We start from the raw sequence: 23,720 nt of genomic DNA, 5'->3' as shown, positions 1-23,720 counted from the left end.
ACATGCCCTCCGCTGCGGGCTGGCGCCGACCGGCCGGCCCGTCCCTATATCCAGTCCGGTTCCGGCTCCGCGTCCATCTCGGGCCAGTCGTCCTCGGCGCCTGCACCGGCTCCCGCACCGGCATCCCCGGCGGGAGCCGTGTGAGGTGCGCCGCCCAGTGAGGCCAGCACCTCCAGCACCCCTTCCCCGTAGGTCGCCAGCTTCTTCTCACCGACCCCGCTGATGCCGCCGAGCTGCGTCACGGACGTCGGCCAGGCGGTGGCGATCTCCCTGAGCGTGGCGTCGTGGAAGATGACGTACGCCGGGACGCCCTGTTCCCGGGCCTGCTCGGCGCGCCAGGCGCGCAGCGCCTCGAACGCGGGCTGCAGTTCCTCGGGCAGATCGGCCGCCGCGGCCCTGGCCTTGCGCTCGCCCTTGCCGGAGGTGCCCGAGGCCGAGCGCGAGGTCGCCGGCTTCTTCGGCTCCTTGCGCAGCGGTACCTCCCGCTCGCGCCGGAGCACCGCCCCGCTGGCCTCGGTCAGCACCAGCGTGCCGTACTCCCCCTCGACCGCGAGCAGCCCCTGCGCCAGCAACTGCCGTACGACGCCCCGCCATTCGCCCTCTTCGAGCTCCTCGCCGATGCCGAAGACGGACAGCTGGTCGTGGTCGAACTGGATCACCTTCGCCGTGCGCTTGCCGAGCAGGATGTCGACGATCTGCACGGCACCGAACTTCTGCCCCCGCTCCCGCTGCAGCCGCACCACCGTCGACAGCACCTTCTGCGCGGCCACCGTGCCGTCCCAGGTCTCCGGCGGGACCAGACAGGTGTCGCAGTTGCCGCAGCCCGCGGGGTCGGGATCCTGGCCGAAGTAGGCGAGCAACTGGCCTCGCCGGCACTGGGCGGTCTCGCACAGCGCCAGCATCGAGTCGAGGTGGGCGGCGGCCCGGCGCCGGAACGCCTCGTCGCCCTCGCCGGACTGGATCAGCTTGCGCTGCTGTATGACGTCGTTGAGGCCGTACGCCATCCATGCCGTCGACGGCAGCCCGTCCCGGCCGGCGCGTCCCGTCTCCTGGTAGTAGCCCTCGACCGACTTCGGCAGGTCGAGGTGGGCGACGAACCGGACGTCCGGCTTGTCGATGCCCATGCCGAAGGCGATGGTCGCGACCACGACCAGGCCCTCCTCCCGCAGGAAGCGGGACTGGTGGGCCGCCCGCGTGCCTGCGTCCAGGCCTGCGTGATAGGGCACCGCCTCGATGCCGTTGCGTGACAGGAACTCCGCCGTCGACTCCACCGACTTGCGGGACAGGCAGTACACGATGCCCGCGTCCCCCTCGTGCTCCTGCCGTAGGAAGCTCAGCAGCTGCTTCTTGGGGTCGGCCTTGGGCACGATCCGGTACTGGATGTTGGGCCGGTCGAAGCTCGCGACGAAGTGCCGGGCCGTCGGCATGTGCAGCCGTTGGGTGATCTCCTGGTGCGTGGCGTGCGTGGCCGTGGCCGTGAGCGCGATCCGTGGGACGTCCGGCCAGCGCTCGCCGAGGAGGGACAGGGAGAGATAGTCCGGGCGGAAGTCGTGGCCCCACTGGGACACGCAGTGTGCCTCGTCGATCGCGAAGACCGCGATCTTGCCACGGGAGAGGAGGTCCAGCGTCGTATCGAGCCGCAGTCGCTCCGGTGCGAGGTACAGCAGGTCCAGCTCGCCGGCGAGGTATTCGGCCTCAACGACCCTGCGCTCGTCGAAGTCCTGCGTGGAGTTCATGAACCCGGCGCGCACGCCGAGCGCCCGCAGCGCGTCCACCTGGTCCTGCATCAGCGCGATGAGGGGCGAGATCACGATGCCTGTGCCGGGTCTGACCAGGGCGGGGATCTGGTAGCACAGCGACTTGCCGCCGCCGGTCGGCATGAGCACCACGGCGTCGCCGCCGGTCACCACATGCTCGATGACGGCTTCCTGCTCGCCGCGGAAGGCCTCGTAGCCGAAGACCCGGTACAGCGTGGCCAGCGCCTCGCTCTCGGTCACCCCTGGCATCTCGCTGATCCCGCCCATCCCACCCATAGTTCCGTCCCCCGTACGTCGTCCCTCGACCACTGCCTCCACGATAGGGGCCCGCACTGACAGCCCCAGAGTTATCCACAGGCCCGGCCCCCTCCTTACGGCGGTGTGGGCCCCGGTTCCTGTTCGGGAACCGGGGCCCACACCCATGCAATGCAGGTCCGCGCAGATAGGTCAGCGCACGAACACTCCCGCCTGGCTCGCCAGGTCCAGGAAGTACTGCGGTGCCACACCGAGCACCAGCGTGACCACGACGCCGAGCCCGATCGCGGCCATCGTCAGCGGCGACGGCACGGCGACCGTCGGGCCCTCGGGCCGCGGCTCGCTGAAGAACATCAGCACGATCACGCGGATGTAGAAGAAGGCCGCGACCGCGGACGAGATCACACCGATCACGACCAGCGGGGCCGCCCCGCCCTCCGCCGCCGCCTTGAACACGGCGAACTTCCCGGCGAAGCCGGAGGTCAGCGGGATGCCGGCGAAGGCCAGCAGGAACACCGCGAACACGGCCGCCACGAGCGGTGAGCGCCGGCCGAGACCGGCCCACTTGGACAGATGCGTCGCCTCGCCGCCCGCATCGCGCACCAGGGTCACCACCGCGAAGGCGCCGATGGTCACGAAGGAGTACGCGCCCAGGTAGAAGAGGACGGAGGAGACGCCGTCCTTCGACGTGGCGATGACACCCGCGAGGATGAATCCGGCGTGTGCGATCGACGAGTACGCCAGCAGCCGCTTGATGTCGGTCTGCGTGATCGCGACGATCGCGCCGCCGAGCATGGTGACGATCGCGACGGCCCACATGACCGGCCGCCAGTCCCAGCGCAGGCCGGGCAGGACGACGTAGAGCAGCCTGAGCAGCGCACCGAACGCGGCCACCTTCGTCGCCGCCGCCATGAACCCGGTCACCGGGGTCGGTGCGCCCTGGTAGACGTCCGGGGTCCACATGTGGAACGGGATGGCGCCGACCTTGAACAGCAGCCCCATGACGATCATGGCGCCGCCGACGAGGAGCAGCGCGTCGTTGCCCATCGTGTTGGCGAGCGCCGGGTCGACGTTCGTGACCGACCCGTCGACGACATGCGCGATCGTCGCGTACGACACGGAGCCGGCGTAGCCGTAGAGCAGCGCGATGCCGAACAGTGTGAAAGCGGAGGCGAACGCTCCGAGCAGGAAGTACTTGACCGCGGCCTCCTGCGACATGAGCCGCTTGCGGCGGGCCAGGGCGCACAGCAGGTACAGCGGCAGCGAGAAGACTTCCAGGGCCACGAACAGGGTCAGCAGGTCGTTGGCCGAGGGGAAGACCAGCATGCCGGCGATCGCGAAGAGCAGCAGCGGGAACACCTCGGTGGTGGTGAACCCGGCCTTCACGGCCGCCTTTTCGCTGTCGCTGCCGGGCACGGACGCGGCCTGCGCGGCGAACGAGTCGACGCGGTTGCCGTGCGCCTCCGGGTCCAGGCGCCGCTCGGCGAAGGTGAACAGGCCGACCAGTCCGGCCAGCAGGATCGTGCCCTGCAGGAACAGGGACGGCCCGTCGACCGCGATCGCGCCCATCGCCGCGATGTGCGCCTTGGTGGTGCCGTATCCGCCGGCCGCGAGCGCGACGACCGCCGCGAAGGCGGCACAGAGCGCGACCGCGGACACGAACACCTGGGCGTAGTAACGGGACCTGCGCGGCGCGAACGCCTCGATCAGCACCCCGACGATCGCCGCGCCCACGACGATCAAGGTGGGTGACAATTGCCCGTATTCGATCTTCGGCGCGGGGATCTTCGAGATCGGATCGGCCGCGGTTGCCGCCGTTGTCCACAGGCTGTGGACGGCTGATGTGCTCACTTGGCCACCGCCTCCACCTCAGGCTTGGGGTCCTTCTTGTGTACGTCGGACAGGGTCGACTTCACCGCCGGGTTGACGATGTCGGTGACCGGCTTCGGATAGACGCCCAGGAAGATCAGCAACACGATCAGGGGGGCGACGACCACGAGTTCGCGGGCCCTGAGGTCCGGCATCGCGGAGACCTCCTGTTTCACCGGGCCTGTCATCGTCCGCTGGTAGAGGACGAGGGTGTAGAGCGCGGCGAGCACGATGCCAAAGGTGGCGATGATCCCGATGGCCGGGTAGCGCGTGAACGTGCCGACCAGCACCAGGAACTCACTCACGAACGGCGCGAGACCGGGGAGCGACAGGGTGGCCAGGCCACCGACCAGGAACGTGCCGGCGAGGACCGGGGCGACCTTCTGCACACCGCCGTAGTCGGCGATGAGCCGCGAGCCGCGCCGGGAGATCAGGAAGCCCGCCACCAGCATCAACGCGGCGGTGGAGATGCCGTGGTTGACCATGTAGAGCGTCGCTCCGGACTGACCCTGGCTGGTCATCGCGAAGATGCCCAGGATGATGAATCCGAAGTGGGAGATCGACGCGTAGGCGACCAGCCGCTTGATGTCCCGCTGCCCGACGGCGAGCAGCGCCCCGTAGATGATGCTGATCAGGGCGAGGACGAGGATGGCGGGCGTCGCCCACTTCGAGGCCTCCGGGAAGAGCTGGAGGCAGAAGCGGAGCATCGCGAAGGTGCCGACCTTGTCGACGACCGCGGTGATGAGGACGGCGACCGGGGCGGTGGCCTCCTGCATGGCGTTGGGCAGCCAGGTGTGCAGCGGCCACAGCGGTGCCTTCACGGCGAAGGCGAAGAAGAAGCCGAGGAACAGCCAGCGTTCGGTACTGGTCGCCATGTGCAGCGAGCCGTTGGCGCGGGCCTGCGCGATCTCCTGGAGGCTGAAGTTCCCGGCCACCACGTACAGGCCGATCACCGCGGCCAGCATGATCAGGCCGCCGACCAGGTTGTAGAGGAGGAACTTCACAGCCGCGTACGACCGCTGCGTCGACGCCGCCTCCTCGCCGTGCTCGTGGGCACGGTCCCCGAAGCCGCCGATGAGGAAGTACATCGGGATCAGCATGGCTTCGAAGAAGATGTAGAAGAGGAAGACGTCGGTGGCCTCGAAGGAGATGATCACCATCGCCTCGACGCCGAGGATCAGGGCGAAGAAGCCCTGCGTCGGCCGCCACCGCTTGCTGCCTGTCTCCAGCGGGTCGGCGTCGTGCCAGCCCGCGAGGATGATGAACGGGATCAGCAGCGCGGTCAGCGCGATGAGCGCCACTGCGATGCCGTCGACGCCCAGCTCGTACCTGACCCCGAAGTCCTTGATCCAGGCGTGGGATTCGGTGAGCTGGTAACGGCCGCCGTCCGGGTCGAAGCGGACCAGGACCACGATCGCGAGGGCGAGTGTGGCGAGCGAGACGATCAGCGCGAGCCATTTGGCGGCGGTGCGCTGCGCGGCCGGCACGGCGGCCGTGGCGATGGCCCCGACTGCCGGGAGCACCGCCGTCGCTGTCAGCAGAGGAAAGGACATCGGTATCAGACCGCCCTCATCAGCAGGGTCGCGGCGATGAGGAGCGCCGCACCGCCGAACATCGAGACCGCGTACGACCGCGCGAAGCCGTTCTGCAGCTTGCGCAGGCGCCCGGACAGGCCGCCGACCGAGGCAGCCGTGCCGTTGACGACACCGTCGACCAGGGTGTGGTCGACGTACACCAGGGAGCGCGTGAGGTGTTCGCCGCCGCGGACCAGGACGACGTGGTTGAAGTCGTCCTGCAGCAGGTCGCGCCGGGCGGCTCGGGTGAGCAGCGATCCGCGGGGGGCGACGGACGGGACCGGGCGGCGGCCGTACATGGCGTAGGCGATGCCGACGCCGATGAGCAGGCAGACCATCGTCCCGCCGGTGACCGCCGCCGCGCTGAGCGGGGAGTTGCCCTCGCTGTGGCCGGTGACCGGCTCCAGCCAGTGCAGGAAGCGGTCGCCGATGCTGAAGAACGCGCCGCCGAAGACCGAGCCGACGGCCAGCACGATCATGGGGATCGTCATGACCTTCGGGGACTCGTGCGGGTGCGGTTCCGCGTGTTCGCCGTGGTGCTCGGCGGCGGGCTCCGCGCTCGGCGCCTCCGGGGAGCGGGTGGGCTGGTTGCGCCAGCGCTCCTCGCCGAAGAACGTCATCAGCATCACGCGCGTCATGTAGAACGCGGTGATGGCCGCGCCCAGCAGGGCCGCGCCGCCGAGGATCCAGCCCTCGGTGCCGCCCTTCGCGAAGGCCGCCTCGATGATCTTGTCCTTGGAGAAGAAGCCGGACAAACCCGGGAAGCCGATGATCGCGAGGTAGCCGAGGCCGAAGGTGATGAAGGTGACCGGCATGTACTTGCGCAGGCCGCCGTACTTCCTCATGTCGACCTCGTCGTTCATGCCGTGCATGACCGATCCGGCGCCGAGGAAGAGCCCGGCCTTGAAGAAGCCGTGCGTCACCAGGTGCATGATCGCGAAGACGTAGCCGATGGGGCCGAGGCCCGCCGCCAGCACCATGTAGCCGATCTGCGACATGGTCGAGCCGGCCAGCGCCTTCTTGATGTCGTCCTTCGCGCAACCGACGATCGCACCGAACAGGAGCGTGACGGCACCGACCACGGTGACCGCCAGCTGCGCGTCGGGCGCGGCGTTGAAGATCGCTCCGGAGCGGACGATGAGGTAGACACCGGCGGTCACCATGGTCGCGGCGTGGATGAGGGCCGAGACCGGGGTCGGGCCCTCCATCGCGTCCCCGAGCCAGGACTGCAGCGGCACCTGGGCGGACTTGCCGCAGGCGGCGAGCAGGAGCATCAGGGCGATGGCCGTCAGCCTGCCCTCGGAGGTGTCTCCGACGTGACTGAAGACCGGCCCGAAGGCGAAGGTCCCGAACGTCGTGAACATGAGCATGATCGCAATGGACAGGCCCATGTCGCCGACGCGGTTGACCAGGAAGGCCTTCTTCGCCGCGGTCGCCGCACTGGGCTTGTGCTGCCAGAAGCCGATCAGCAGGTAGGAGGCGAGGCCGACGCCCTCCCAGCCGACGTACAGCAGCAGGTAGTTGTCGGCGAGGACGAGCAGCAGCATCGCCGCGAGGAACAGGTTTAGATAGCCGAAGAAGCGGCGGCGGCGCTCGTCGTGCTCCATGTACCCGACCGAGTACAGGTGGATCAGCGAGCCGACGCCGGTGATCAGCAGGACGAACGTCATCGACAGCTGGTCGAGGCGGAAGGCGACATCCGCCTGGAAGCCCTGGACCGGGACCCAGCTGAACAGGTGCTGCATCAGGGTGCGGTGTTCGGCGTCCTTGCCGAGCAGGTCGGCGAAGAGGACGACGCCGATGACGAAGGAGGCGCCGGCGAGGACCGTGCCGATCCAGTGGCCGACGGCGTCGAGCCGCCGGCCGCCGCACAGCAGTACGGCCGCTCCGAGCAGTGGCGCCGCCACCAGCAGCGCAATCAGGTTCTCCACGATTCAGCGACCCCTCAGAGCTTCATCAGGCTGGCGTCGTCGACCGAGGCCGAGTGGCGGGAACGGAACAGGGACACGATGATCGCGAGGCCGACCACGACCTCCGCGGCGGCGACGACCATCGTGAAGAAGGCGATGATCTGGCCGTCGAGATTGCCGTGCATCCGGGAGAAGGTGACGAACGCGAGGTTGCAGGCGTTGAGCATGAGCTCGATGCACATGAACACGACGATCGCGTTGCGCCTGATCAGCACGCCGGTGGCGCCGATCGTGAACAACAGGGCGGCGAGATAGAGGTAGTTGACCGGGTTCACTTCGACGCCTCCTCGGCCCGCTTGAGGTTCGCCGGATCGATCGCGGTCCGCTCCAGGCGCTCCTCCGCACGCTGCTCCAGCGCCCGCAGGTCGTTGAGCGCCTCGGCCGACACGTCACGGATCTGGCCGCGTTCACGCAGCGTCTTGCTGACCGTGAGCTCGGACGGGGTGCCGTCGGGCAGCAGGCCCGCGATGTCCACCGCGTTGTGCCGGGCGTACACGCCGGGCGCCGGCAGCGGCGGCACGTACTTGCCTTCGCGGACGCGCTGTTCGGACAGCTCGCGCTGGGTCTTGGCGCGTTCGGTGCGCTCGCGGTGCGTGAGCACCATCGCCCCGACCGCGGCCGTGATCAGCAGGGCGCCGGTGATTTCGAAGGCGAAGACGTACTTGGTGAAGATGAGGGTCGCGAGGCCCTCCACATTGCCGTGGGCGTTCGCGTCGCCCAGGCCGTTGAACTCCTTGAGGGACGCGTTGGCGATCCCGGCGAGCAGCAGGACGCCGAAGCCGAGCCCGCACAGAAGGGCCAGCCAGCGCTGGCCCTTGATGGTCTCCTTCAGGGAGTCCGCGGCCGTCACGCCGACGAGCATCACCACGAACAGGAACAGCATCATGATCGCGCCGGTGTAGACGACGATCTGCACGATGCCCAGGAAGTAGGCACCGTTGGCGAGGTAGAAGATCGCCAGGATGATCATGGTGCCGGCGAGCGAGAGCGCGCTGTGCACGGCCCTCTTCATGAAGACGGTCGCCAGGGCGCCGATGACGGCGACGGTACCGAGGACCCAGAACTGGAGGGCCTCTCCGGTGGAGGTGGAGTAGGCGGCGAGTTGCGCGCTCATCGGCCGATCACCTTCTCCGAGGCGGGCTCGTCCTCACCGAAGGTGGAGGCGGCCTCCTGGACGACCTCGCCCTTGGAGAGAGCCACCTGGCGCTCGGTTCCGGGCGCGGCCTCGGTGACGAGCCCCCGGTAGTAGTCCTGCTCGTCCATCCCCGGGTAGATGGCGTGCGGGCTGTCGACCATGCCCTCTTCGAGGCCGGCGAGCAGCTGCTCCTTGGTGTAGATGAGGTTGGCGCGGCTGCTGTCCGCGAGTTCGAACTCGTTGGTCATCGTGAGCGCGCGCGTGGGACACGCCTCGATGCACAGGCCGCACAGGATGCAGCGGGCGTAGTTGATCTGGTACACGCGCCCGTACCGCTCGCCCGGCGAGTAGCGCTCCTCGTCCGTGTTGTCGGCGCCCTCCACGTAGATGGCGTCGGCGGGGCAGGCCCAGGCGCACAGCTCGCAGCCGACGCACTTCTCCAGGCCGTCCGGATGGCGGTTGAGCTGGTGCCGTCCGTGGAACCGGGGAGCGGTGGTCTTCTGCTGCTCCGGGTACTGCTCGGTCAGCCGCTTCTTGAACATGGCCTTGAAGGTCACGCCGAAGCCTGCGACGGGGTTCATGAAACCGGGCTTGGTCTCCTTGGGCTCCTCAGCCATCGGACGCCTCCTTTCCATCCGAAGATCCGTCACTGGCAGTATCCGACCCACCACTGACAATCAGCTCTCGCTCGCGGCGCGGACTGCGCCTCGGAACCGGCGGCAACTCCTGTCCGGGCAGTGGCGGTACGGGGAATCCGCCCGCCATCGGGTCGAATCCGGCGGCCTGTTCGGCAGGCTGCTCGGCCTTCCCGCCCTTGCGGAAGATGTCGGCGACGAACGAGAGAAGCAGCAGGGCGAGGACGCCGCCGCCGATGTAGAGGGCGATGTCGGCGAAGTCGTAGTTCTCGTTCTTCATGGCCCGGACGGTCGCGACCAGCATCAGCCAGACCACGGAGACCGGGATGAGGACCTTCCAGCCGAGCTTCATCAGCTGGTCGTAGCGGACCCGAGGGAGCGTGCCGCGCAGCCAGATGAAGAAGAACAGCAGCAGCTGCACCTTGATCACGAACCAGAGCAGCGGCCACCAGCCGTGGTTGGCGCCCTCCCAGAAGGTGCTGATCGGCCAGGGGGCGCGCCAGCCGCCGAGGAAGAGGGTGGTCGACACGGCCGAGACCGTCACCATGTTCACGTACTCGGCGAGCATGAACATCGCGAACTTGATCGACGAGTACTCGGTGTTGAAGCCGCCGACCAGGTCGCCCTCGGACTCCGGCATGTCGAAGGGGGCGCGGTTGGTCTCGCCGACCATCGTGACGATGTAGAGGATGAAGGAGACCGGCAGCAGGACGATGTACCAGCGGTCGTGCTGCTGCTGGACGATCGTCGAGGTCGACATCGATCCCGAGTAGAGGAACACGGAGGCGAAGGCGGCGCCCATGGCGATCTCGTACGAGATCATCTGTGCGCAGGAGCGCAGGCCGCCGAGGAGCGGATAGGTGGATCCGGAACTCCAGCCCGCCAGCACGATGCCGTAGATGCCGACCGAGGCGACCGCGAGGATGTACAGCATCGCGATCGGCAGGTCGGTCAACTGCATCGTCGTACGGTGGCCGAAGATCGAGATCTCGTTGTCGGCCGGGCCGAAGGGGATCACCGCGATCGCCATGAAGGCCGGGATGGCCGCCACGATCGGCGCGAGGACATAGACGACCTTGTCCGCGCGTTTGACGATGACGTCTTCCTTGAGCATCAGCTTGATGCCGTCGGCGAGCGACTGGAGCATGCCCCAGGGGCCGTGCCGGTTGGGGCCGATACGCAGCTGCATCCAGGCGACGACCTTGCGCTCCCAGACGATGGAGAACAGCACGGTCACCATCAGGAAGGCGAAGCAGAAGACGGCCTTGACGACGACCAGCCACCAGGGGTCGCGGCCGAACATCGAGAGGTCTTCTGCGGCGAGGTACGGGCTCATGCCTCCACCTCCTCGGGGGCCTCGCCGACGAGCGTCGCCGGGCCGATACGGACGAGAGCGCCGGGCAGCGCCCCGGTGTCGGAGGCGACGCCCCCGCCTGCGGAGTTCAGCGGGAGCCAGACCACCCGGTCGGGCATCTGAGCGATCCGCAGCGGCAGTTCGACCGCTCCGGAGGGACCGGTCACGGCGATGGTGTCGCCGTCCTTGACGCCTGCCTCGGCGGCGGTCGCGGCCGACACGCGCGCGTGGGCGGCGTGCCGGGTTCCGGCGAGCGCTTCGTCGCCCTCCTGGAGGAGCCCCTGGTCGAGCAGCAGCCGGTGCCCGGCCAGTACGGCTTCACCGGCGGCGGGCCGCGGCAACTGGGCGGCGGTTTCCAGGGGTTCCGTCGCCCGGGGCCCGTCCCAGGGGCCGAGCCGGTCGATCTCCGCGCGTACGGTGCGCAGGTCCGGCAGCCCCAGGTGGACGTCCATGGCGTCGGCCAGCATCTGCAGCACGCGCGCGTCGGTGGGCGCGAGGCGGCGGGTCATCTGGTCGGGCTTCAGCGCGGCCTCGAAGAAGCGCACCCGGCCTTCCCAGTTGAGGAAGGTGCCGGCCTTCTCGGCGACCGCGGCGACGGGAAGGACGACGTCGGCGCGTTCGGTGACCTCACTGGGGCGCAGCTCCAGCGACACCACGAATCCGGCCTCCTGCAGTGCTTCACGCGCGCGTGCCGGGTCCGGCAGGTCGGCGACCTCGACGCCCGCGACCAGCAGCGCCTGCAGCTCGCCGGTCGCCGCGGCCTCGACGATCTGGCTGGTGTCGCGGCCGTAGCGGTGCGGGAGTTCGGCGAGGCCCCAGGCCGCGGCGACCTCCTCACGCGCGCGTGGATCGGTGGCCGGACGTCCGCCCGGCAGCAGCGAGGGCAGCGCGCCCGCCTCGAGGGCACCGCGCTCACCGGCCCGCCGCGGGATCCACACCAGCTGGGCACCGGTCGCGGAGGCGGCCCGTACGGCTGCGGTGAGTCCGCCTGCCACAGCGGCCAGCCGCTCGCCGACGACGATCACCGCGCCCTCGGCGCGCAGCGCCTCGGCCGCCCTGGCCCCGTCGTCCTCCAGTCCGACTCCGCTCGCGAGTGCGTCCAGCCACTCGGTCTCGGTGCCCGGGGCGGCCGGCAGCAGCGTGCCACCGACCTTCTCCAGGCCGCGCGTGGAGTGCGTGGCGAGGGAGAACACCTGCTGGCCGTGCCTGCGCCAGGCCTTGCGCAGCCGCAGGAAGACGCCGGGCGCCTCCTCCTCCGCCTCGAACCCGACCAGCACAACGGCGGGCGCCTTCTCCAGGGAGGTGTACGTGACGCCCGTACCGTCGAGATCACGTCCGCGTCCTGCGATCCTCGCGGCGAGGAAGTCGGCTTCCTCGCTGCCGTGCACGCGCGCGCGGAAGTCGATGTCGTTCGTGTCGAGTGCCACGCGCGCGAACTTGCTGTACGCGTAGGCGTCCTCGACGGTGAGGCGGCCGCCGGTCAGGACGCCGGTCCTGCCGCGGGAGGCGAGCAGTCCCTGAGCGGCGATCTGCAGCGCCTCCGGCCAGGAGGCCGGTTCGAGGTCGCCCTCCGCGTTCCGTACGAGGGGTGTCTGCAGCCGGTCCCGCTGCTGCGCGTACCGGAACGCGAAGCGGCCCTTGTCGCAGATCCACTCCTCGTTGACCTCGGGGTCGTTGGCGGCGAGCCGCCGCATGACCTTGCCGCGCCGGTGGTCGGTGCGGGTGGCGCAGCCGCCGGAGCAGTGCTCGCACACGCTCGGCGAGGACACGAGGTCGAAGGGCCGGGAGCGGAAACGGTAGGCCGCCGAGGTCAGTGCGCCGACCGGGCAGATCTGGATGGTGTTGCCGGAGAAGTACGACTCGAAGGGGTCGCCCTCACCGGTGCCGACCTGCTGCAGCGCGCCCCGCTCGACCAGCTCGATCATCGGGTCGCCGGCGATCTGGTTCGAGAAGCGGGTGCAGCGGGCGCACAGCACGCACCGCTCACGGTCGAGCAGCACCTGCGTGGAGATCGGCACAGGCTTCTCGTACGTCCGCTTCTTGCCCTCGAAGCGCGACTCGGCCTGCCCGTGCGACATGGCCTGGTTCTGCAGGGGGCACTCGCCGCCCTTGTCGCAGACCGGGCAGTCCAGCGGGTGGTTGATGAGGAGCAGCTCCATCACACCGTGCTGGGCCTTCTCGGCGACCGGCGAGGTGAGGTGGGTCTTCACGACCATGCCGTCCGTGCACGTGATGGTGCAGGACGCCATCGGCTTGCGCTGGCCCTCGACCTCGACGATGCACTGCCGGCAGGCACCGGCCGGGTCGAGCAGGGGATGGTCGCAGAACCGGGGGATCTCGATGCCGAGCTGCTCGGCGGCCCGGATGACCAGGGTGCCCTTGGGCACGCTGATCTCGGCGCCGTCGATCGTCAGCGAGACGAGATCCTCCGGCGGGACCGCCGCCTCTCCCCCACCCGTGGGAGCGCTGGTGGTCACGGTCATGCGTTCACCTCCGTGCGGTCGGCCCAGGCCGTCGACTTGGCCGGGTCGAAGGGGCAGCCGCGGCCCGTGATGTGCTGCTCGTACTCCTCGCGGAAGTACTTCAGCGAGGAGAAGATCGGCGAGGCGGCGCCGTCGCCGAGGGCGCAGAACGACTTGCCGTTGATGTTGTCGGCGATGTCGTTCAGCTTGTCGAGGTCGGCCATCACGCCCTTGCCGGCCTCGATGTCGCGCAGCAACTGCACGAGCCAGTACGTCCCTTCGCGGCACGGCGTGCACTTGCCGCAGGACTCGTGGGCGTAGAACTCGGTCCAGCGGGTGACGGCGCGGACGACGCAGGTCGTCTCGTCGAAGCACTGCAGGGCCTTGGTGCCGAGCATGGACCCGGCGGCGCCCACTCCCTCGTAGTCGAGGGGTACGTCGAGGTGCTCGTCGGTGAACATCGGCGTCGAGGAGCCGCCCGGCGTCCAGAACTTCAGGCGGTGGCCCGGCCGCATCCCGCCGCTCATCTCGAGGAGCTGGCGGAGCGTGATGCCGAGCGGGGCCTCGTACTGGCCGGGACTGGCGACATGGCCGCTGAGCGAGTAGAGCGTGAAGCCGGGGGACTTCTCGCTGCCCATCGACCGGAACCATTCTTTGCCCCGGTTCAGAATCGCGGGAACCGACGCGATCGACTCGACGTTGTTCACAACAGTCGGGCACGCGTAGAGGCCCGCCACCGCAGGGAAGGGGGGACGGAGCCGCGGTTGACCCCGGCGGCCTTCGAGCGAGTCGAGCAGTGCGGTCTCCTCACCGCAGATGTACGCGCCGGCGCCGGCGTGCACGGTGAGCTGGAGGTCCAGCCCGCTGCCCAGGACGTTCTCGCCGAGGTAGCCGGCCTCGTAGGCCTCGCGCACGGCCTCGTGCAACCGCCGCAATACGGGGACGACTTCACCACGCAGATAGATGAAGGCATGCGAAGACCTGATGGCGTAACACGCGATGACGATGCCCTCGATGAGGCTGTGCGGGTTCGCGAAGAGGAGCGGGATGTCCTTGCACGTCCCTGGCTCCGATTCGTCGGCGTTGACAACTAGATAGTGCGGCTTTCCATCACCCTGGGGAATGAACTGCCATTTCATTCCCGTCGGGAATCCCGCGCCGCCACGGCCGCGCAGCCCGGAGTCCTTGACGTACGCGATCAGGTCGTCCGGGGACATCGCGAGCGCCTTGCGGAGCCCCTCGTACCCCTCGTGCCTTCGGTAGACGTCCAGAGTCCAGGACCGGTCCTCGTCCCAGAAGGCCGACAGCACGGGTGCGAGCAGCTTCTCGGGGCTGTTGTTCCTGAGTTCGGGTGCCAAGGTCATCACTCCCCCTCCTCGGCGGCAGGCCCTGCCGGGTGGGCCGGGTCGGAGGCCGAAGTGTCCTGTGGCGCATCGTGTGAGCTGAGGTGCTCGGTCGGCGACGGCTCGTGCACTTGCCTGTCCTGCGGCTCGTCCTCGTGCGGGCCGCCGTCCCGCGGATGGACCACGCGCGCGGGTGCGGCCTCTCCCCTAGCCAGGCGAAGGCCCACCAGCGACGCCGGTCCCGCACTGCCGCTCTCCTCGACGGCCCCTGGCCGCTCGTCGGGGAAGCCGGCCAGCATCCGCGCGGTGTCCTTGAAGGTGCAAAGGCGCGCCCCGCGCGTGGGCTCGACGTCCCGTCCCGCGCGCAGATCGTCGACGAGGCGCTTGGCGCTGGCCGGGGTCTGGTTGTCGAAGAACTCCCAGTTGACCATCACCACCGGCGCGAAGTCGCAGGCCGCGTTGCACTCGATGTGCTCCAGGGTGACCTTGCCGTCGTCGGTGGTCTCGCCGTTGCCGACGCCGAGGTGCTCCTGGAGCTCCTCGAAGATCGCGTCACCGCCCATCACGGCACAGAGGGTGTTGGTGCAGACGCCCACCTGGTAGTCACCGGACGGCTTGCGCCGGTACATGGTGTAGAAGGTGGCGACTGCGGTGACCTCGGCCGTGGTCAGGCCCAGCATGTCCGCGCAGAACTGCATCCCGGTGCGCGTGACATGGCCCTCCTCCGACTGCACGAGATGCAGCAACGGCAGGAGCGCGGACCGGGAGTCGGGGTAGCGGGCGATCACCTCGCGCGCGTCCGCCTCGAGCCGGGCTCGGACGTCGTCCGGGTAGGCGGGCGCGGGCAGTTCGGGCATGCCCAGGCTGACGCCCCGCTCCGAAGAACTGGTGGTCACCGGTCGACGCCTCCCATCACGGGGTCGATGGACGCGACGGCGACGATGACGTCGGCGACCTGGCCGCCCTCGCACATCGCCGCCATGGCCTGCAGGTTGGTGAAGGACGGGTCACGGAAGTGGACCCGGAAGGGGCGGGTGCCGCCGTCGGACACAGCGTGCACCCCGAGTTCGCCCTTGGGCGACTCGACGGCCGCGTACGCCTGTCCCGGCGGCACGCGGAAGCCCTCGGTGACCAGCTTGAAGTGGTGGATCAGGGCCTCCATGGAGGTGCCCATGATCTTCTTGATGTGGTCGAGGGAGTTGCCGAGCCCGTCCGGTCCCAGGGCGAGCTGGGCGGGCCAGGCGATCTTCTTGTCGGCGACCATGACCGGGCCGGGCTGCAGCCGGTCCAGGCACTGCTCGACGATCCTGAGGGACTGGCGCATCTCCTCCAGGCGGATCAGGAAGCGCCCGTAGGAGTCGCAGGTGTCGGCGGTCGGGACGTCGAAGTCGTATGTCTCGTAGTCGCAGTACGGCTGCGTCTTGCGCAGGTCGTGCGGGAGGCCGGTGGAGCGCAGGATCGGGCCGGTGGCGCCGAGGGCCATGCAGCCGGCCAGGTCGAGGTAGCCGACGTCCTGCATACGGGCCTTGAAGATGGGGTTCCCGGTGGCGAGCTTGTCGTACTCGGGAAGGTTCTTCTTCATCTTCTTCACGAACTCGCGGATGTGGTCCACCGCGCCGGGCGGCAGGTCCTGCGCGAGTCCGCCGGGCCGGATGTACGCGTGGTTCATCCTGAGGCCCGTGATGAGCTCGTAGATGTCGAGAATCATTTCACGATCACGGAATCCGTAGATCATGATCGTGGTGGCGCCGAGTTCCATGCCGCCGGTGGCGATGCACACCAGGTGCGAGGAGAGCCGGTTCAGCTCCATCAGAAGCACCCGGATGATCTTGGCTCGCTCGGTGATCTGGTCCTCGATGCCGAGGAGCTTCTCGACGGCGAGGCAGTAGGCGGTCTCGTTGAAGAAGGACGTCAGGTAGTCCATGCGCGTCACGAACGTGGTGCCCTGCGTCCACGTGCGGAACTCGAGGTTCTTCTCGATGCCGGTGTGCAGATAGCCGATGCCGCAGCGGGCCTCGGTGACCGTCTCGCCGTCGATCTCCAGGATCAGGCGGAGCACTCCATGGGTGGAGGGGTGCTGCGGCCCCATGTTGACGACGATGCGCTCGTCGTCGGCGCGGGCCGCGGACTGGACGATCTCGTCCCAGTCGCCACCGGTGACCGTGTAGACGGTGCCTTCAGTGGTCTCGCGAGGAGAGGCTTGCGAAGTGCTCACGAGTACGACCTCCGCTGGTCCGGAGCCGGGATCTGGGCGCCCTTGTACTCGACGGGGATGCCGCCGAGGGGGTAGTCCTTGCGCTGCGGATGGCCCTGCCAGTCGTCCGGCATCATGATCCGCGTCAGGGCCGGGTGACCGTCGAAGACGATCCCGAAGAAGTCGTAGGTCTCGCGCTCGTGCCAGTCGTTGGTGGGATAGACAGAGACCAGGGACGGGATCTTCGGGTCGGCGTCCGGGGCGCTGACTTCGAGGCGGATCAGCCGGTTGTGGGTGATCGAGCGCAGGTGGTAGACGGCGTGCAGCTCGCGGCCCTTGTCGTGCGGGTAGTGAACCCCGCTGACGCCGGTACAGAGCTCGAAGCGCAGGGCGGGGTCGTCGCGCAGGGTGCGGGCGACGCGCAGCAGGTGCTCGCGCTCGATGTGGAAGGTGAGTTCGCCGCGGTCGACGACCGTCTTCTCGATCGCGTTGTCCGGGAGGAGTCCTTGCTCCTCCAGGGCGCCTTCCAGTTCGTCGGCGACCTCGTCGAACCAGCCGCCGTAGGGGCGGGCGGCCGGTCCCGGGAGGCGGACCGAGCGGACCAGGCCGCCGTAGCCGGAGGTGTCGCCGCCGTTGTTGGCGCCGAACATGCCGCGCTGGACGCGGATCTCCTCACCGCCCTCGCCCCGCTGGCCGGGAAGGTTGGAGGCGCCGAGATCCTTCTCGGGGTTCACACCGTTGCCGGTGCCGTTCGCGTCGCTCACCGCAGCAGCCCCTTCATCTCGATCGTGGGCAGGGCCTTGAGCGCCGCTTCCTCCGCCTCGCGGGCCGCTTCCTCGGCGTTCACGCCGAGCTTGGAGGACTGGATCTTCTGGTGCAGCTTGAGGATGGCGTCCATCAGCATCTCGGGCCGTGGCGGGCAGCCGGGCAGATAGATGTCGACCGGCACGATGTGGTCGACGCCCTGGACGATCGCGTAGTTGTTGAACATGCCGCCCGAGGAAGCGCAGACCCCCATGGAGATCACCCACTTGGGGTTCGGCATCTGGTCGTAGACCTGGCGCAGCACCGGCGCCATCTTCTGGCTCACCCGGCCGGCCACGATCATCAGGTCCGCCTGGCGGGGCGAACCGCGGAAGACCTCCATGCCGAAGCGCGCCAGGTCGTAGCGGCCGGCGCCGGTGGTCATCATTTCGATGGCGCAGCAGGCGAGGCCGAACGTGGCCGGGAAGACGGACGCCTTGCGCACCCAGCCCGCGGCCTGCTCGACGGTGGTCAGCAGGAATCCGCTCGGCAGCTTTTCTTCGAGTCCCATGTGTTAAGGCCCCTCAGTCCCATTCCAGGCCGCCGCGCCGCCATACGTACGCGTACGCGACGAAGACGGTGAGCACGAAGAGCAGCATCTCCACGAGCCCGAAAATCCCCAGGGCGTCGAAGGTGACGGCCCAGGGGTAGAGGAAGACGATCTCGATGTCGAAGACGATGAAGAGCATCGCCGTCAGGTAGTACTTGATGGGGAAGCGCCCGCCGCCGGCCGGCGTGGGGGTCGGCTCGATCCCGCACTCGTAGGCCTCGAGCTTGGCCCGGTTGTACCGCTTCGGACCGATCAGCGTGGCCATGACCACGGAGAAGATCGCAAAGCCTGCCCCGAGGGCTCCCAGTACGAGGATGGGCGCATACGCGTTCACCGCTCCTCGCTCCTCTCAGTCGGCACTGACTGCTGGCGATGGCATCGGACTCACACCAACCTCATACGTCTCCCCAACCCCGCCCGTCCCGGCGAAGATCGAGAACATGTGAAGCAGGTCACAAGCCCAACTGCCTCGCATCTTATGCCCGCCGCTCTGTGATCTGCGACACGGGGTATTACACAAGCTTTGTGATCTCCACCACCTGATGAAGGATCATGAAGTCGGATGAGCGGTGATCTTCGCACGCGAAGCGTCCAAGTGATCACCAGAGGTGACATTTCCGCTCGTCGGCGCAGCCCAGGAGGGGCGTCTCAATATCAAGAGACTTCCCTTGCATGCAAATTGGTGTTGGACGAGATGTCCTGATAATGCGCCGCGTTCACACATCAGGGGGAGGCGCGCGGTCCGGTGTGGACGCGTGCACGCATTCACGAGCGGAACCCGGCCGTGACGCGAGCGCAATCGGGTCGTGATCTTCGCGCGAGACGCACACACTGTCGTGACCGTTGCGTGACCTCCGCCACACCCTGAGAGGCGCCTGAGAACGGGGCTTGGCCACCTGCCCCAACCAGTGGTAGGTGCGGGGCAATTCGGGCGTAATCATGAAACGCCGTGATCACGGGCCTGATGGGGCGCGTCCGCAATGTCCGTTACGGCGTCAATAAAGAGTGAGCCGCCCGGAATTCGGGCCGTCGGCTGAACAACTGTGGCGCACCACACGTTTCTTGAAGGTATGGAGGAGCCCCTGATACCCGTTGTTCTCATGTCCCACACCGCTCACATACGCAGCCACCGGAAGCCCCGCCGCAGCGCGACCACGAGTCTCGCGGTGCGCGCCGGAGTTGCCGGTGGCGTCCTCAGCATGGCTGCCGCAGGTGCGTCGGCCTCGGCGAGCGCCGCCGAGACCACGCAGACCCTGCAACTGCCCACCCTGACGGCCGATCTGGCCACTCAGGTCGCCCAGTCCGCGGACGCCACGCAGCAGGCAGCCGCGAACTACGAGCTGCAGGCCGAGCGTGACGCGGCCGCCGCAAAGGCCGCGAAGCAGGCCAAGGCGGACCTCGCGGAGGCGAAGAAGAAGGCCGAGGCCAAGCAGAAGGCCGAGGCCGCCCGCAAGGCCGCCGCCGAGCAGGCCGCTTCCCGCAGCGCGGAGCGGACCACGCTCTCCGCCATCACGCCGAGCAGCTCGACGTCCACGGCCACCGGTTCGGCCGCCGCGATCGTCAACTTCGTCAAGGCTCAGGTCGGTAAGGCGTATGTGTCCGGTGCGACCGGTTCGTCCGCTTACGACTGCTCGGGTCTGGTGCAGACCGCCTTCAAGCAGATCGGCATCAGCCTGCCGCGCGTCTCGCAGGACCAGTCGACCGCCGGCACCCCGGTCTCGCTGAGCAACCTGCAGCCGGGCGACATCCTGTACTGGGGCAGCGCGGGCAGCGCGTACCACGTGGCGGTGTACGTCGGCGACGGCATGTTCGTCGGCGCCCAGAACCCGTCGACCGGTGTGGTCGAGAGGCCGCTCTCCTACGACCCGCCGACCGGCGCGGTGCGGGTGCTCTGACGCACCCCGCAGCACAACACGTGCCGCACGGACGCACGGAAGGGCCGCAGCCGCTCGGGGGCAGCGGCCCCTCCGTCCATTCCGCCGGGTCCGTACCGGGCAGGCTCAGCCCAGGTCGAAGGTGTTGGGCAGGCCGAGCTTGTAGCGCAGTTCGTCGACCCGCTTCAGGGGCTCCATCTCCGGCGGCCGGTACAGCTCCCAGATCTCACACGGCTCGACGTCCGAATTGTCCGCGTCCAGGAGGGCGTTGACCGCCCGTCGCGCGGACTCGTTGGCGCCCTCCATCGTCGCCAGGTCGACATCGGTGTGGACGTAGTCGCCGGCGAGGAAGAAGTTCGGGACCTTCGTACGGGCCGAAGGGCGGTTGTAGAGCGTGCCCGTGGGGTGGATGAGGAGCTGCTCGCGGTTCTGCGGGTTCGGGCCGCCCAGGCCCGTCACCGCCGGGTCCATGAACCAGCCGAGGCGGTCCTCGTCCCTGAGGGTCGTCTTGCCGGCGTCGTTGAGACCGTCCTTCAACTGGGCCCACAGCTCGGCGACGATCTCGTCCTTCGTGCACTCCTTGGCCGTCTTGCCGTACAGGATGCCCGGCTTGTCCCACTCGGAGATGATCGCGGACAGGCAGTCGTGGGCCCGTCCGTCGCCGTAGTCGCGCGAGAAGTCCCTTACGTCCCAGAACTGGGCCTGTCCGATGCCCGTCACCGACCAGGGTGAGTCGAGGCAGTTGATGTGGCCGTGCACGACCGGGGTCGGCGTGCGCAGATAGAACATCACGCCGGTCATCCAGTCCGTCTGCAGGGCGTCGCAGCGCGCCAGCTGCGGGTCGGCCGCCCGCAGCGCCCTGCCCCACGTCCTACGGGCGTGCTCGACGGGCATGGCGGAGACGTAGTGGTCGGCGGTGACCGTGCGCTCCCGGCTGCCGTCGCGGGCCGCGACGCGTACCCCGGTCACGCGGCCGCCCTCGTACACGACCTCCCTGACCTGTGTTCCGAGCACGAACTCGACGCCCCGGGAGCGAAGGTGGGTCTCCCAGGGGTCGATCCAGGCCTCGCTGGTGGGGGCATTGAGGACGCGGTCGATGTCGGCGTCGCCGTCCAGACCTCGGCCGAGCACGCCCCAGAGGATGAGAGCCTCGATGATGACGCGGCCGACGGTGCGGGTGGACGCCACCTCCGCGCGGGTGGCGACGAGGTTGCGGGTCTGGCCGATGCCGAGGAGGGTGCGGTACTCCTCGCTCATCTCCTCGGCGCGGATGAAGTCCCACCAGGCGGTCTTCTCCCACTGGTCCTCGCGGCGGGCGTCGCAGCTGGTGAGGTGGACGAGGAGCCGGTCGGCGAAGTAGGCGGCCTCGTGGGCGGGCAGGCGGGTGCCCAGATCCAGGACGGAGAGGATCTGGTCGCGGATCCAGGACGGGGTGATGTCCCCCGGCGCGGGCGGCGTGGTGACGCGGCGCAGGGGGAAGTGCAGGTCCGGGCGGCCCGAGCCGCGGGCGAACAGTTCCTCGGTGGCGCCCCGCAGATTGCCGTGGACGCCGTTCGCGTTGCCGGGGAAGGGGATCCGGCGCATCGTGTCCGGCAGGTTCCGGTAGAAGCCGGGGAAGAAGCGGAACCCGTGCTCGGCCGGGAGCGGCGCCCGGCCGCCGGTTCCCGTGCCCGGGACGGGCATCGAGCGGGCCTTGCCACCGAGGACGTCGTAGTACTCGTAGACGGTGACGGCGTAGCCGCGTTCGGCGAGTTCGTGGGCGGCGCTGAGACCGGAGACCCCGCCGCCGAGGACAGCGACGCGCTTGCCCGCGGCGGCCGCGTCCGCCCGTCCGGCGGGCCATAAGGCGAGGGCGCCGGCCGCTCCACCGGCGCCGGCGAGGAAGTGTCTGCGGGTGTGGCCGGTGTTCTCCTGCGACTGCTCCGTGGGTTCTGTTGTCATGAACAACGGAGGGTAGGGAGGGGCCCTGCAGGCCGTAACCCCGTTCTCCCGCCACCCACAGCATCCTCACAATCACACGGAGGCACAGACATGCCACGTGTGTTCGTGCAAGGCAGGCCCGACGATTCGTATCCGCCGCTCGCGCCCGAGCCCCGGCGCGGCGGGGTGCGGCGCGTGACGGAGGTCGGCGAACCAGGTCGGCGTGGGCCTGCGGCTGTTCGTGTACGACTGCCCGGACGACGACGGGGTCCGGCACGTCGGGCACGTCGTCAACCCGGTGCTCGACGCCCTCGACCCGGCCGGTCGCCGGCTGCTCGACGAGGGCGAGGGTGTCTGTCGGTGCCGGGCGCCGTGATGGACGCACCGCGTCCGGACCGGGCCGTGGTGCGCGGGTTCGACAAGGACGGCGAGCCCCTCGCCATCGAGGGCACGGGGTACTTCGCCATCAAGGGCACGGGGTACTTCGCGCGCTGCCTGGCGCACGAGACCGACCACTGCGACGGCCAGGTCTATCTGGACCGGCTCTCCGAGTGGGAGCGGAAGGACGCGCTCCGGCAGGTGGCGGACCGGCGCGACGAGGTGTTCGCGCGCCGGGCCGCCAACGAGGAGGCTTTCAGGAGCTGGTCACGCCTTCGGGGCCACCCTGCTCAGCCCGTTGATGATGCGGTCCATCGCGTCGCCGCCGGTCGGGTCCGTCAGGTTCGCCAGCAGCTTCAGGGTGAACTTCATCAGCATGGGGTGGGTCAGACCGCGCTGGGCCGCGATCTTCATGACCTTCGGGTTGCCGATGAGCTTCACGAAGGCGCGGCCCAGCGTGTAGTAGCCGCCGTAGGTGTCCTTGAGGACGCGCGGGTAGCGCTGCAGGGCGAGTTCGCGGCTCGCGGGGGTCGGGCGGGCGTGGGCCTGGACGATGACGTCGGCGGCGATCTGGCCGGACTCCATGGCGTAGGCGATGCCCTCGCCATTGAAGGGGTTCACCAGGCCGCCGGCGTCGCCGACCAGCAGCAGCCCGCGCGTGTAGTGCGGCTGGCGGTTGAAGGCCATCGGGAGGGCGGCGCCGCGGATCGGCCCGGTCATGTTGTCCGGGGTGTAGCCCCAGTCCTCCGGCATGGAGGCGCACCAGGCCTTGAGGACCTCGCGCCAGTCGAGCTCCTTGAAGGAGTCCGAGGTGTTCAGGACACCCAGGCCGACGTTGGAGGTGCCGTCGCCCATGCCGAAGATCCAGCCGTAGCCGGGGAGAAGGCGGTCCTGGGGGCCCCGGCGGTCCCAGAGTTCCAGCCAGGACTCCAGGTAGTCGTCGTCGTGGCGGGGCGACTCGAAGTACGTGCGGACCGCGACACCCATCGGGCGGTCCTCGCGGCGGTGCAGGCCCATCGCCAGCGACAGGCGGGTCGAGTTGCCGTCGGCGGCGACCACGAGCGGGGCGTGGAAGGTGACTTCGCGCTTCTCCTCGCCGAGCCTGGCGTGCACACCGGTGATACGGCCCGTGCGCTCGTCGATGATCGGGGCGCCGACGTTGCAGCGCTCGAAGAGGCGGGCGCCCGCCTTCTGGGCGTTGCGGGCGAGTTGCTCGTCGAAGTCGTCGCGCTTGCGGACGAGGCCGTAGTCCGGGAAGGAGGCGAGATCCGGCCAGTCCAGCTGGAGGCGGACGCCGCCGCCGATGATGCGCAGGCCCTTGTTGCGCAGCCAGCCGGCCTCCTCGGAGACGTCGATGCCCATCGCCACGAGCTGCTTGACCGCCCGCGGAGTCAGGCCGTCGCCGCAGACCTTCTCGCGCGGGAACTCGGTCTTCTCCAGCAGGAGCACGTCGAGGCCGGACTTGGCGAGGTGGTACGCCGTCGTGGAGCCGGCCGGGCCCGCGCCCACGACGATCACATCGGCGGTGTTCTCGGAGAAGGGCTCGGGGGAGGGCTCGGAGTGGGGCTCGGTCACGACGGTCACGGCGGGATCTCCCCAAGTTCGATAAATCTCTGTGCCGAGCGGCACTGGACACAGGCAGTCTA

The 23,720-nt window shown here is 69.0% G+C and carries 18 protein-coding genes and 1 pseudogene; 2 read left to right on the top strand and 17 right to left on the bottom strand.

The features are described from left to right. Positions 1-44: 44 nt before the first annotated feature. The 15 genes from recQ to ACFY1U_RS06165 all read right to left on the bottom strand — a co-directional run bounded on the left by recQ (position 45) and on the right by ACFY1U_RS06165 (position 18,236). Complete coding sequence (recQ, locus tag ACFY1U_RS06235) at positions 45-2,033, bottom strand: DNA helicase RecQ (protein ID WP_390692974.1); 1,989 nt, start codon at positions 2,031-2,033, stop codon at positions 45-47. A gap of 171 nt (positions 2,034-2,204) precedes the next feature. Continuing rightward, positions 2,205-3,863, bottom strand: coding sequence for an NADH-quinone oxidoreductase subunit NuoN (nuoN, locus tag ACFY1U_RS06230; RefSeq protein WP_390692973.1), 1,659 nt, complete (start codon positions 3,861-3,863; stop codon positions 2,205-2,207). Beyond that, positions 3,860-5,434 carry an NADH-quinone oxidoreductase subunit M gene (locus ACFY1U_RS06225; protein WP_390692972.1) on the bottom strand — a complete coding sequence of 525 codons (1,575 nt, stop codon included), beginning with the start codon at positions 5,432-5,434 and terminating at the stop codon, positions 3,860-3,862. The genes nuoN and ACFY1U_RS06225 overlap by 4 nt, the downstream gene beginning before the upstream one ends. A 5-nt stretch (positions 5,435-5,439) precedes the next feature. Then, positions 5,440-7,386 (bottom strand): NADH-quinone oxidoreductase subunit L, encoded by a 1,947-nt coding sequence (gene nuoL, locus ACFY1U_RS06220; RefSeq protein WP_390692971.1) that lies wholly within the window; start codon positions 7,384-7,386, stop codon positions 5,440-5,442. Between the two features lie 14 nt (positions 7,387-7,400). Next, positions 7,401-7,700: an NADH-quinone oxidoreductase subunit NuoK gene (gene nuoK, locus ACFY1U_RS06215; RefSeq protein ID WP_020130147.1), complete on the bottom strand. Its 300-nt coding sequence runs from the start codon at positions 7,698-7,700 to the stop codon at positions 7,401-7,403. Beyond that, the gene (locus tag ACFY1U_RS06210; protein WP_390692970.1) at positions 7,697-8,539 is read right to left on the bottom strand and encodes an NADH-quinone oxidoreductase subunit J; all 843 of its coding nucleotides are present in this window, start codon (positions 8,537-8,539) and stop codon (positions 7,697-7,699) included. The genes nuoK and ACFY1U_RS06210 overlap by 4 nt, the downstream gene beginning before the upstream one ends. After that, complete coding sequence (gene nuoI, locus ACFY1U_RS06205; RefSeq protein WP_099930706.1) at positions 8,536-9,177, bottom strand: NADH-quinone oxidoreductase subunit NuoI; 642 nt, start codon at positions 9,175-9,177, stop codon at positions 8,536-8,538. The genes ACFY1U_RS06210 and nuoI overlap by 4 nt, the downstream gene beginning before the upstream one ends. After that, on the bottom strand, positions 9,170-10,531 hold the full coding sequence (gene nuoH / locus ACFY1U_RS06200) for an NADH-quinone oxidoreductase subunit NuoH (RefSeq protein ID WP_390692969.1): 1,362 nt from the start codon (positions 10,529-10,531) through the stop codon (positions 9,170-9,172). Before nuoH ends, nuoI begins: the two co-directional genes overlap by 8 nt. Beyond that, positions 10,528-13,032 carry an NADH-quinone oxidoreductase subunit G gene (locus ACFY1U_RS06195; protein ID WP_390692968.1) on the bottom strand — a complete coding sequence of 835 codons (2,505 nt, stop codon included), beginning with the start codon at positions 13,030-13,032 and terminating at the stop codon, positions 10,528-10,530. Before ACFY1U_RS06195 ends, nuoH begins: the two co-directional genes overlap by 4 nt. Continuing rightward, positions 13,029-14,378, bottom strand: coding sequence for an NADH-quinone oxidoreductase subunit NuoF (gene nuoF / locus ACFY1U_RS06190; RefSeq protein WP_390692967.1), 1,350 nt, complete (start codon positions 14,376-14,378; stop codon positions 13,029-13,031). Before nuoF ends, ACFY1U_RS06195 begins: the two co-directional genes overlap by 4 nt. Further along, a complete protein-coding gene (gene nuoE / locus ACFY1U_RS06185) occupies positions 14,375-15,250 on the bottom strand; it encodes an NADH-quinone oxidoreductase subunit NuoE (protein ID WP_390692966.1) in 876 nt (291 codons plus the stop codon). Before nuoE ends, nuoF begins: the two co-directional genes overlap by 4 nt. Continuing rightward, positions 15,247-16,569, bottom strand: coding sequence for an NADH-quinone oxidoreductase subunit D (locus ACFY1U_RS06180; RefSeq protein ID WP_365833751.1), 1,323 nt, complete (start codon positions 16,567-16,569; stop codon positions 15,247-15,249). The genes nuoE and ACFY1U_RS06180 overlap by 4 nt, the downstream gene beginning before the upstream one ends. After that, positions 16,566-17,312 carry an NADH-quinone oxidoreductase subunit C gene (locus tag ACFY1U_RS06175; protein WP_390692965.1) on the bottom strand — a complete coding sequence of 249 codons (747 nt, stop codon included), beginning with the start codon at positions 17,310-17,312 and terminating at the stop codon, positions 16,566-16,568. Before ACFY1U_RS06175 ends, ACFY1U_RS06180 begins: the two co-directional genes overlap by 4 nt. Continuing rightward, positions 17,309-17,863: an NADH-quinone oxidoreductase subunit B family protein gene (locus ACFY1U_RS06170; protein WP_007383964.1), complete on the bottom strand. Its 555-nt coding sequence runs from the start codon at positions 17,861-17,863 to the stop codon at positions 17,309-17,311. Before ACFY1U_RS06170 ends, ACFY1U_RS06175 begins: the two co-directional genes overlap by 4 nt. 13 nt (positions 17,864-17,876) lie before the next feature. Continuing rightward, positions 17,877-18,236 (bottom strand): NADH-quinone oxidoreductase subunit A, encoded by a 360-nt coding sequence (locus tag ACFY1U_RS06165; RefSeq protein WP_003992243.1) that lies wholly within the window; start codon positions 18,234-18,236, stop codon positions 17,877-17,879. A 766-nt stretch (positions 18,237-19,002) separates the two neighbouring features. On the opposite strand from ACFY1U_RS06165, the gene ACFY1U_RS06160 reads away from it, so the two are divergent. After that, positions 19,003-19,797, top strand: a complete 795-nt coding sequence (locus tag ACFY1U_RS06160) for a C40 family peptidase (RefSeq protein WP_390692964.1) — start codon at positions 19,003-19,005, stop codon at positions 19,795-19,797. A gap of 105 nt (positions 19,798-19,902) precedes the next feature. On the opposite strand, the gene ACFY1U_RS06155 is transcribed toward ACFY1U_RS06160, so the two are convergent. After that, positions 19,903-21,717 (bottom strand): FAD-dependent oxidoreductase, encoded by a 1,815-nt coding sequence (locus ACFY1U_RS06155; RefSeq protein ID WP_390692963.1) that lies wholly within the window; start codon positions 21,715-21,717, stop codon positions 19,903-19,905. Between the two features lie 90 nt (positions 21,718-21,807). Here ACFY1U_RS06155 and ACFY1U_RS06150 point away from each other — a divergent pair. Next, a pseudogene (locus ACFY1U_RS06150) lies at positions 21,808-22,332 on the top strand (peptide deformylase); the annotation flags it as partial. A 9-nt stretch (positions 22,333-22,341) separates the two neighbouring features. Here ACFY1U_RS06150 and ACFY1U_RS06145 read toward each other — a convergent pair. Continuing rightward, on the bottom strand, positions 22,342-23,658 hold the full coding sequence (locus ACFY1U_RS06145; RefSeq protein WP_390692962.1) for a geranylgeranyl reductase family protein: 1,317 nt from the start codon (positions 23,656-23,658) through the stop codon (positions 22,342-22,344). Positions 23,659-23,720 lie beyond the last annotated feature (62 nt).

The organism is Streptomyces sp. NPDC001351 (genome assembly GCF_042896045.1).
In the GTDB taxonomy this organism is placed as follows: Bacteria; Actinomycetota; Actinomycetes; order Streptomycetales; family Streptomycetaceae; genus Streptomyces.
Note: the sequence above shows the minus strand (reverse complement) of the source record. Positions and strands in the feature narration are given on the sequence as shown.

Excerpts from the sequence above, each read along its gene's own strand:
- recQ (WP_390692974.1), bottom strand. The coding sequence starts at position 2,033 with ATGGGTGGGATGGGCGGGATCAGCGAGATGCCAGGGGTGACCGAGAGC.
- ACFY1U_RS06225 (WP_390692972.1), bottom strand. The coding sequence starts at position 5,434 with ATGTCCTTTCCTCTGCTGACAGCGACGGCGGTGCTCCCGGCAGTCGGG.
- ACFY1U_RS06210 (WP_390692970.1), bottom strand. The coding sequence starts at position 8,539 with ATGAGCGCGCAACTCGCCGCCTACTCCACCTCCACCGGAGAGGCCCTC.
- nuoI (WP_099930706.1), bottom strand. The coding sequence starts at position 9,177 with ATGGCTGAGGAGCCCAAGGAGACCAAGCCCGGTTTCATGAACCCCGTC.
- nuoH (WP_390692969.1), bottom strand. The coding sequence starts at position 10,531 with ATGAGCCCGTACCTCGCCGCAGAAGACCTCTCGATGTTCGGCCGCGAC.
- ACFY1U_RS06195 (WP_390692968.1), bottom strand. The coding sequence starts at position 13,032 with ATGACCGTGACCACCAGCGCTCCCACGGGTGGGGGAGAGGCGGCGGTC.
- ACFY1U_RS06170 (WP_007383964.1), bottom strand. The coding sequence starts at position 17,863 with ATGGGACTCGAAGAAAAGCTGCCGAGCGGATTCCTGCTGACCACCGTC.
- ACFY1U_RS06160 (WP_390692964.1), top strand. The coding sequence starts at position 19,003 with ATGTCCCACACCGCTCACATACGCAGCCACCGGAAGCCCCGCCGCAGC.
- ACFY1U_RS06155 (WP_390692963.1), bottom strand. The coding sequence starts at position 21,717 with ATGACAACAGAACCCACGGAGCAGTCGCAGGAGAACACCGGCCACACC.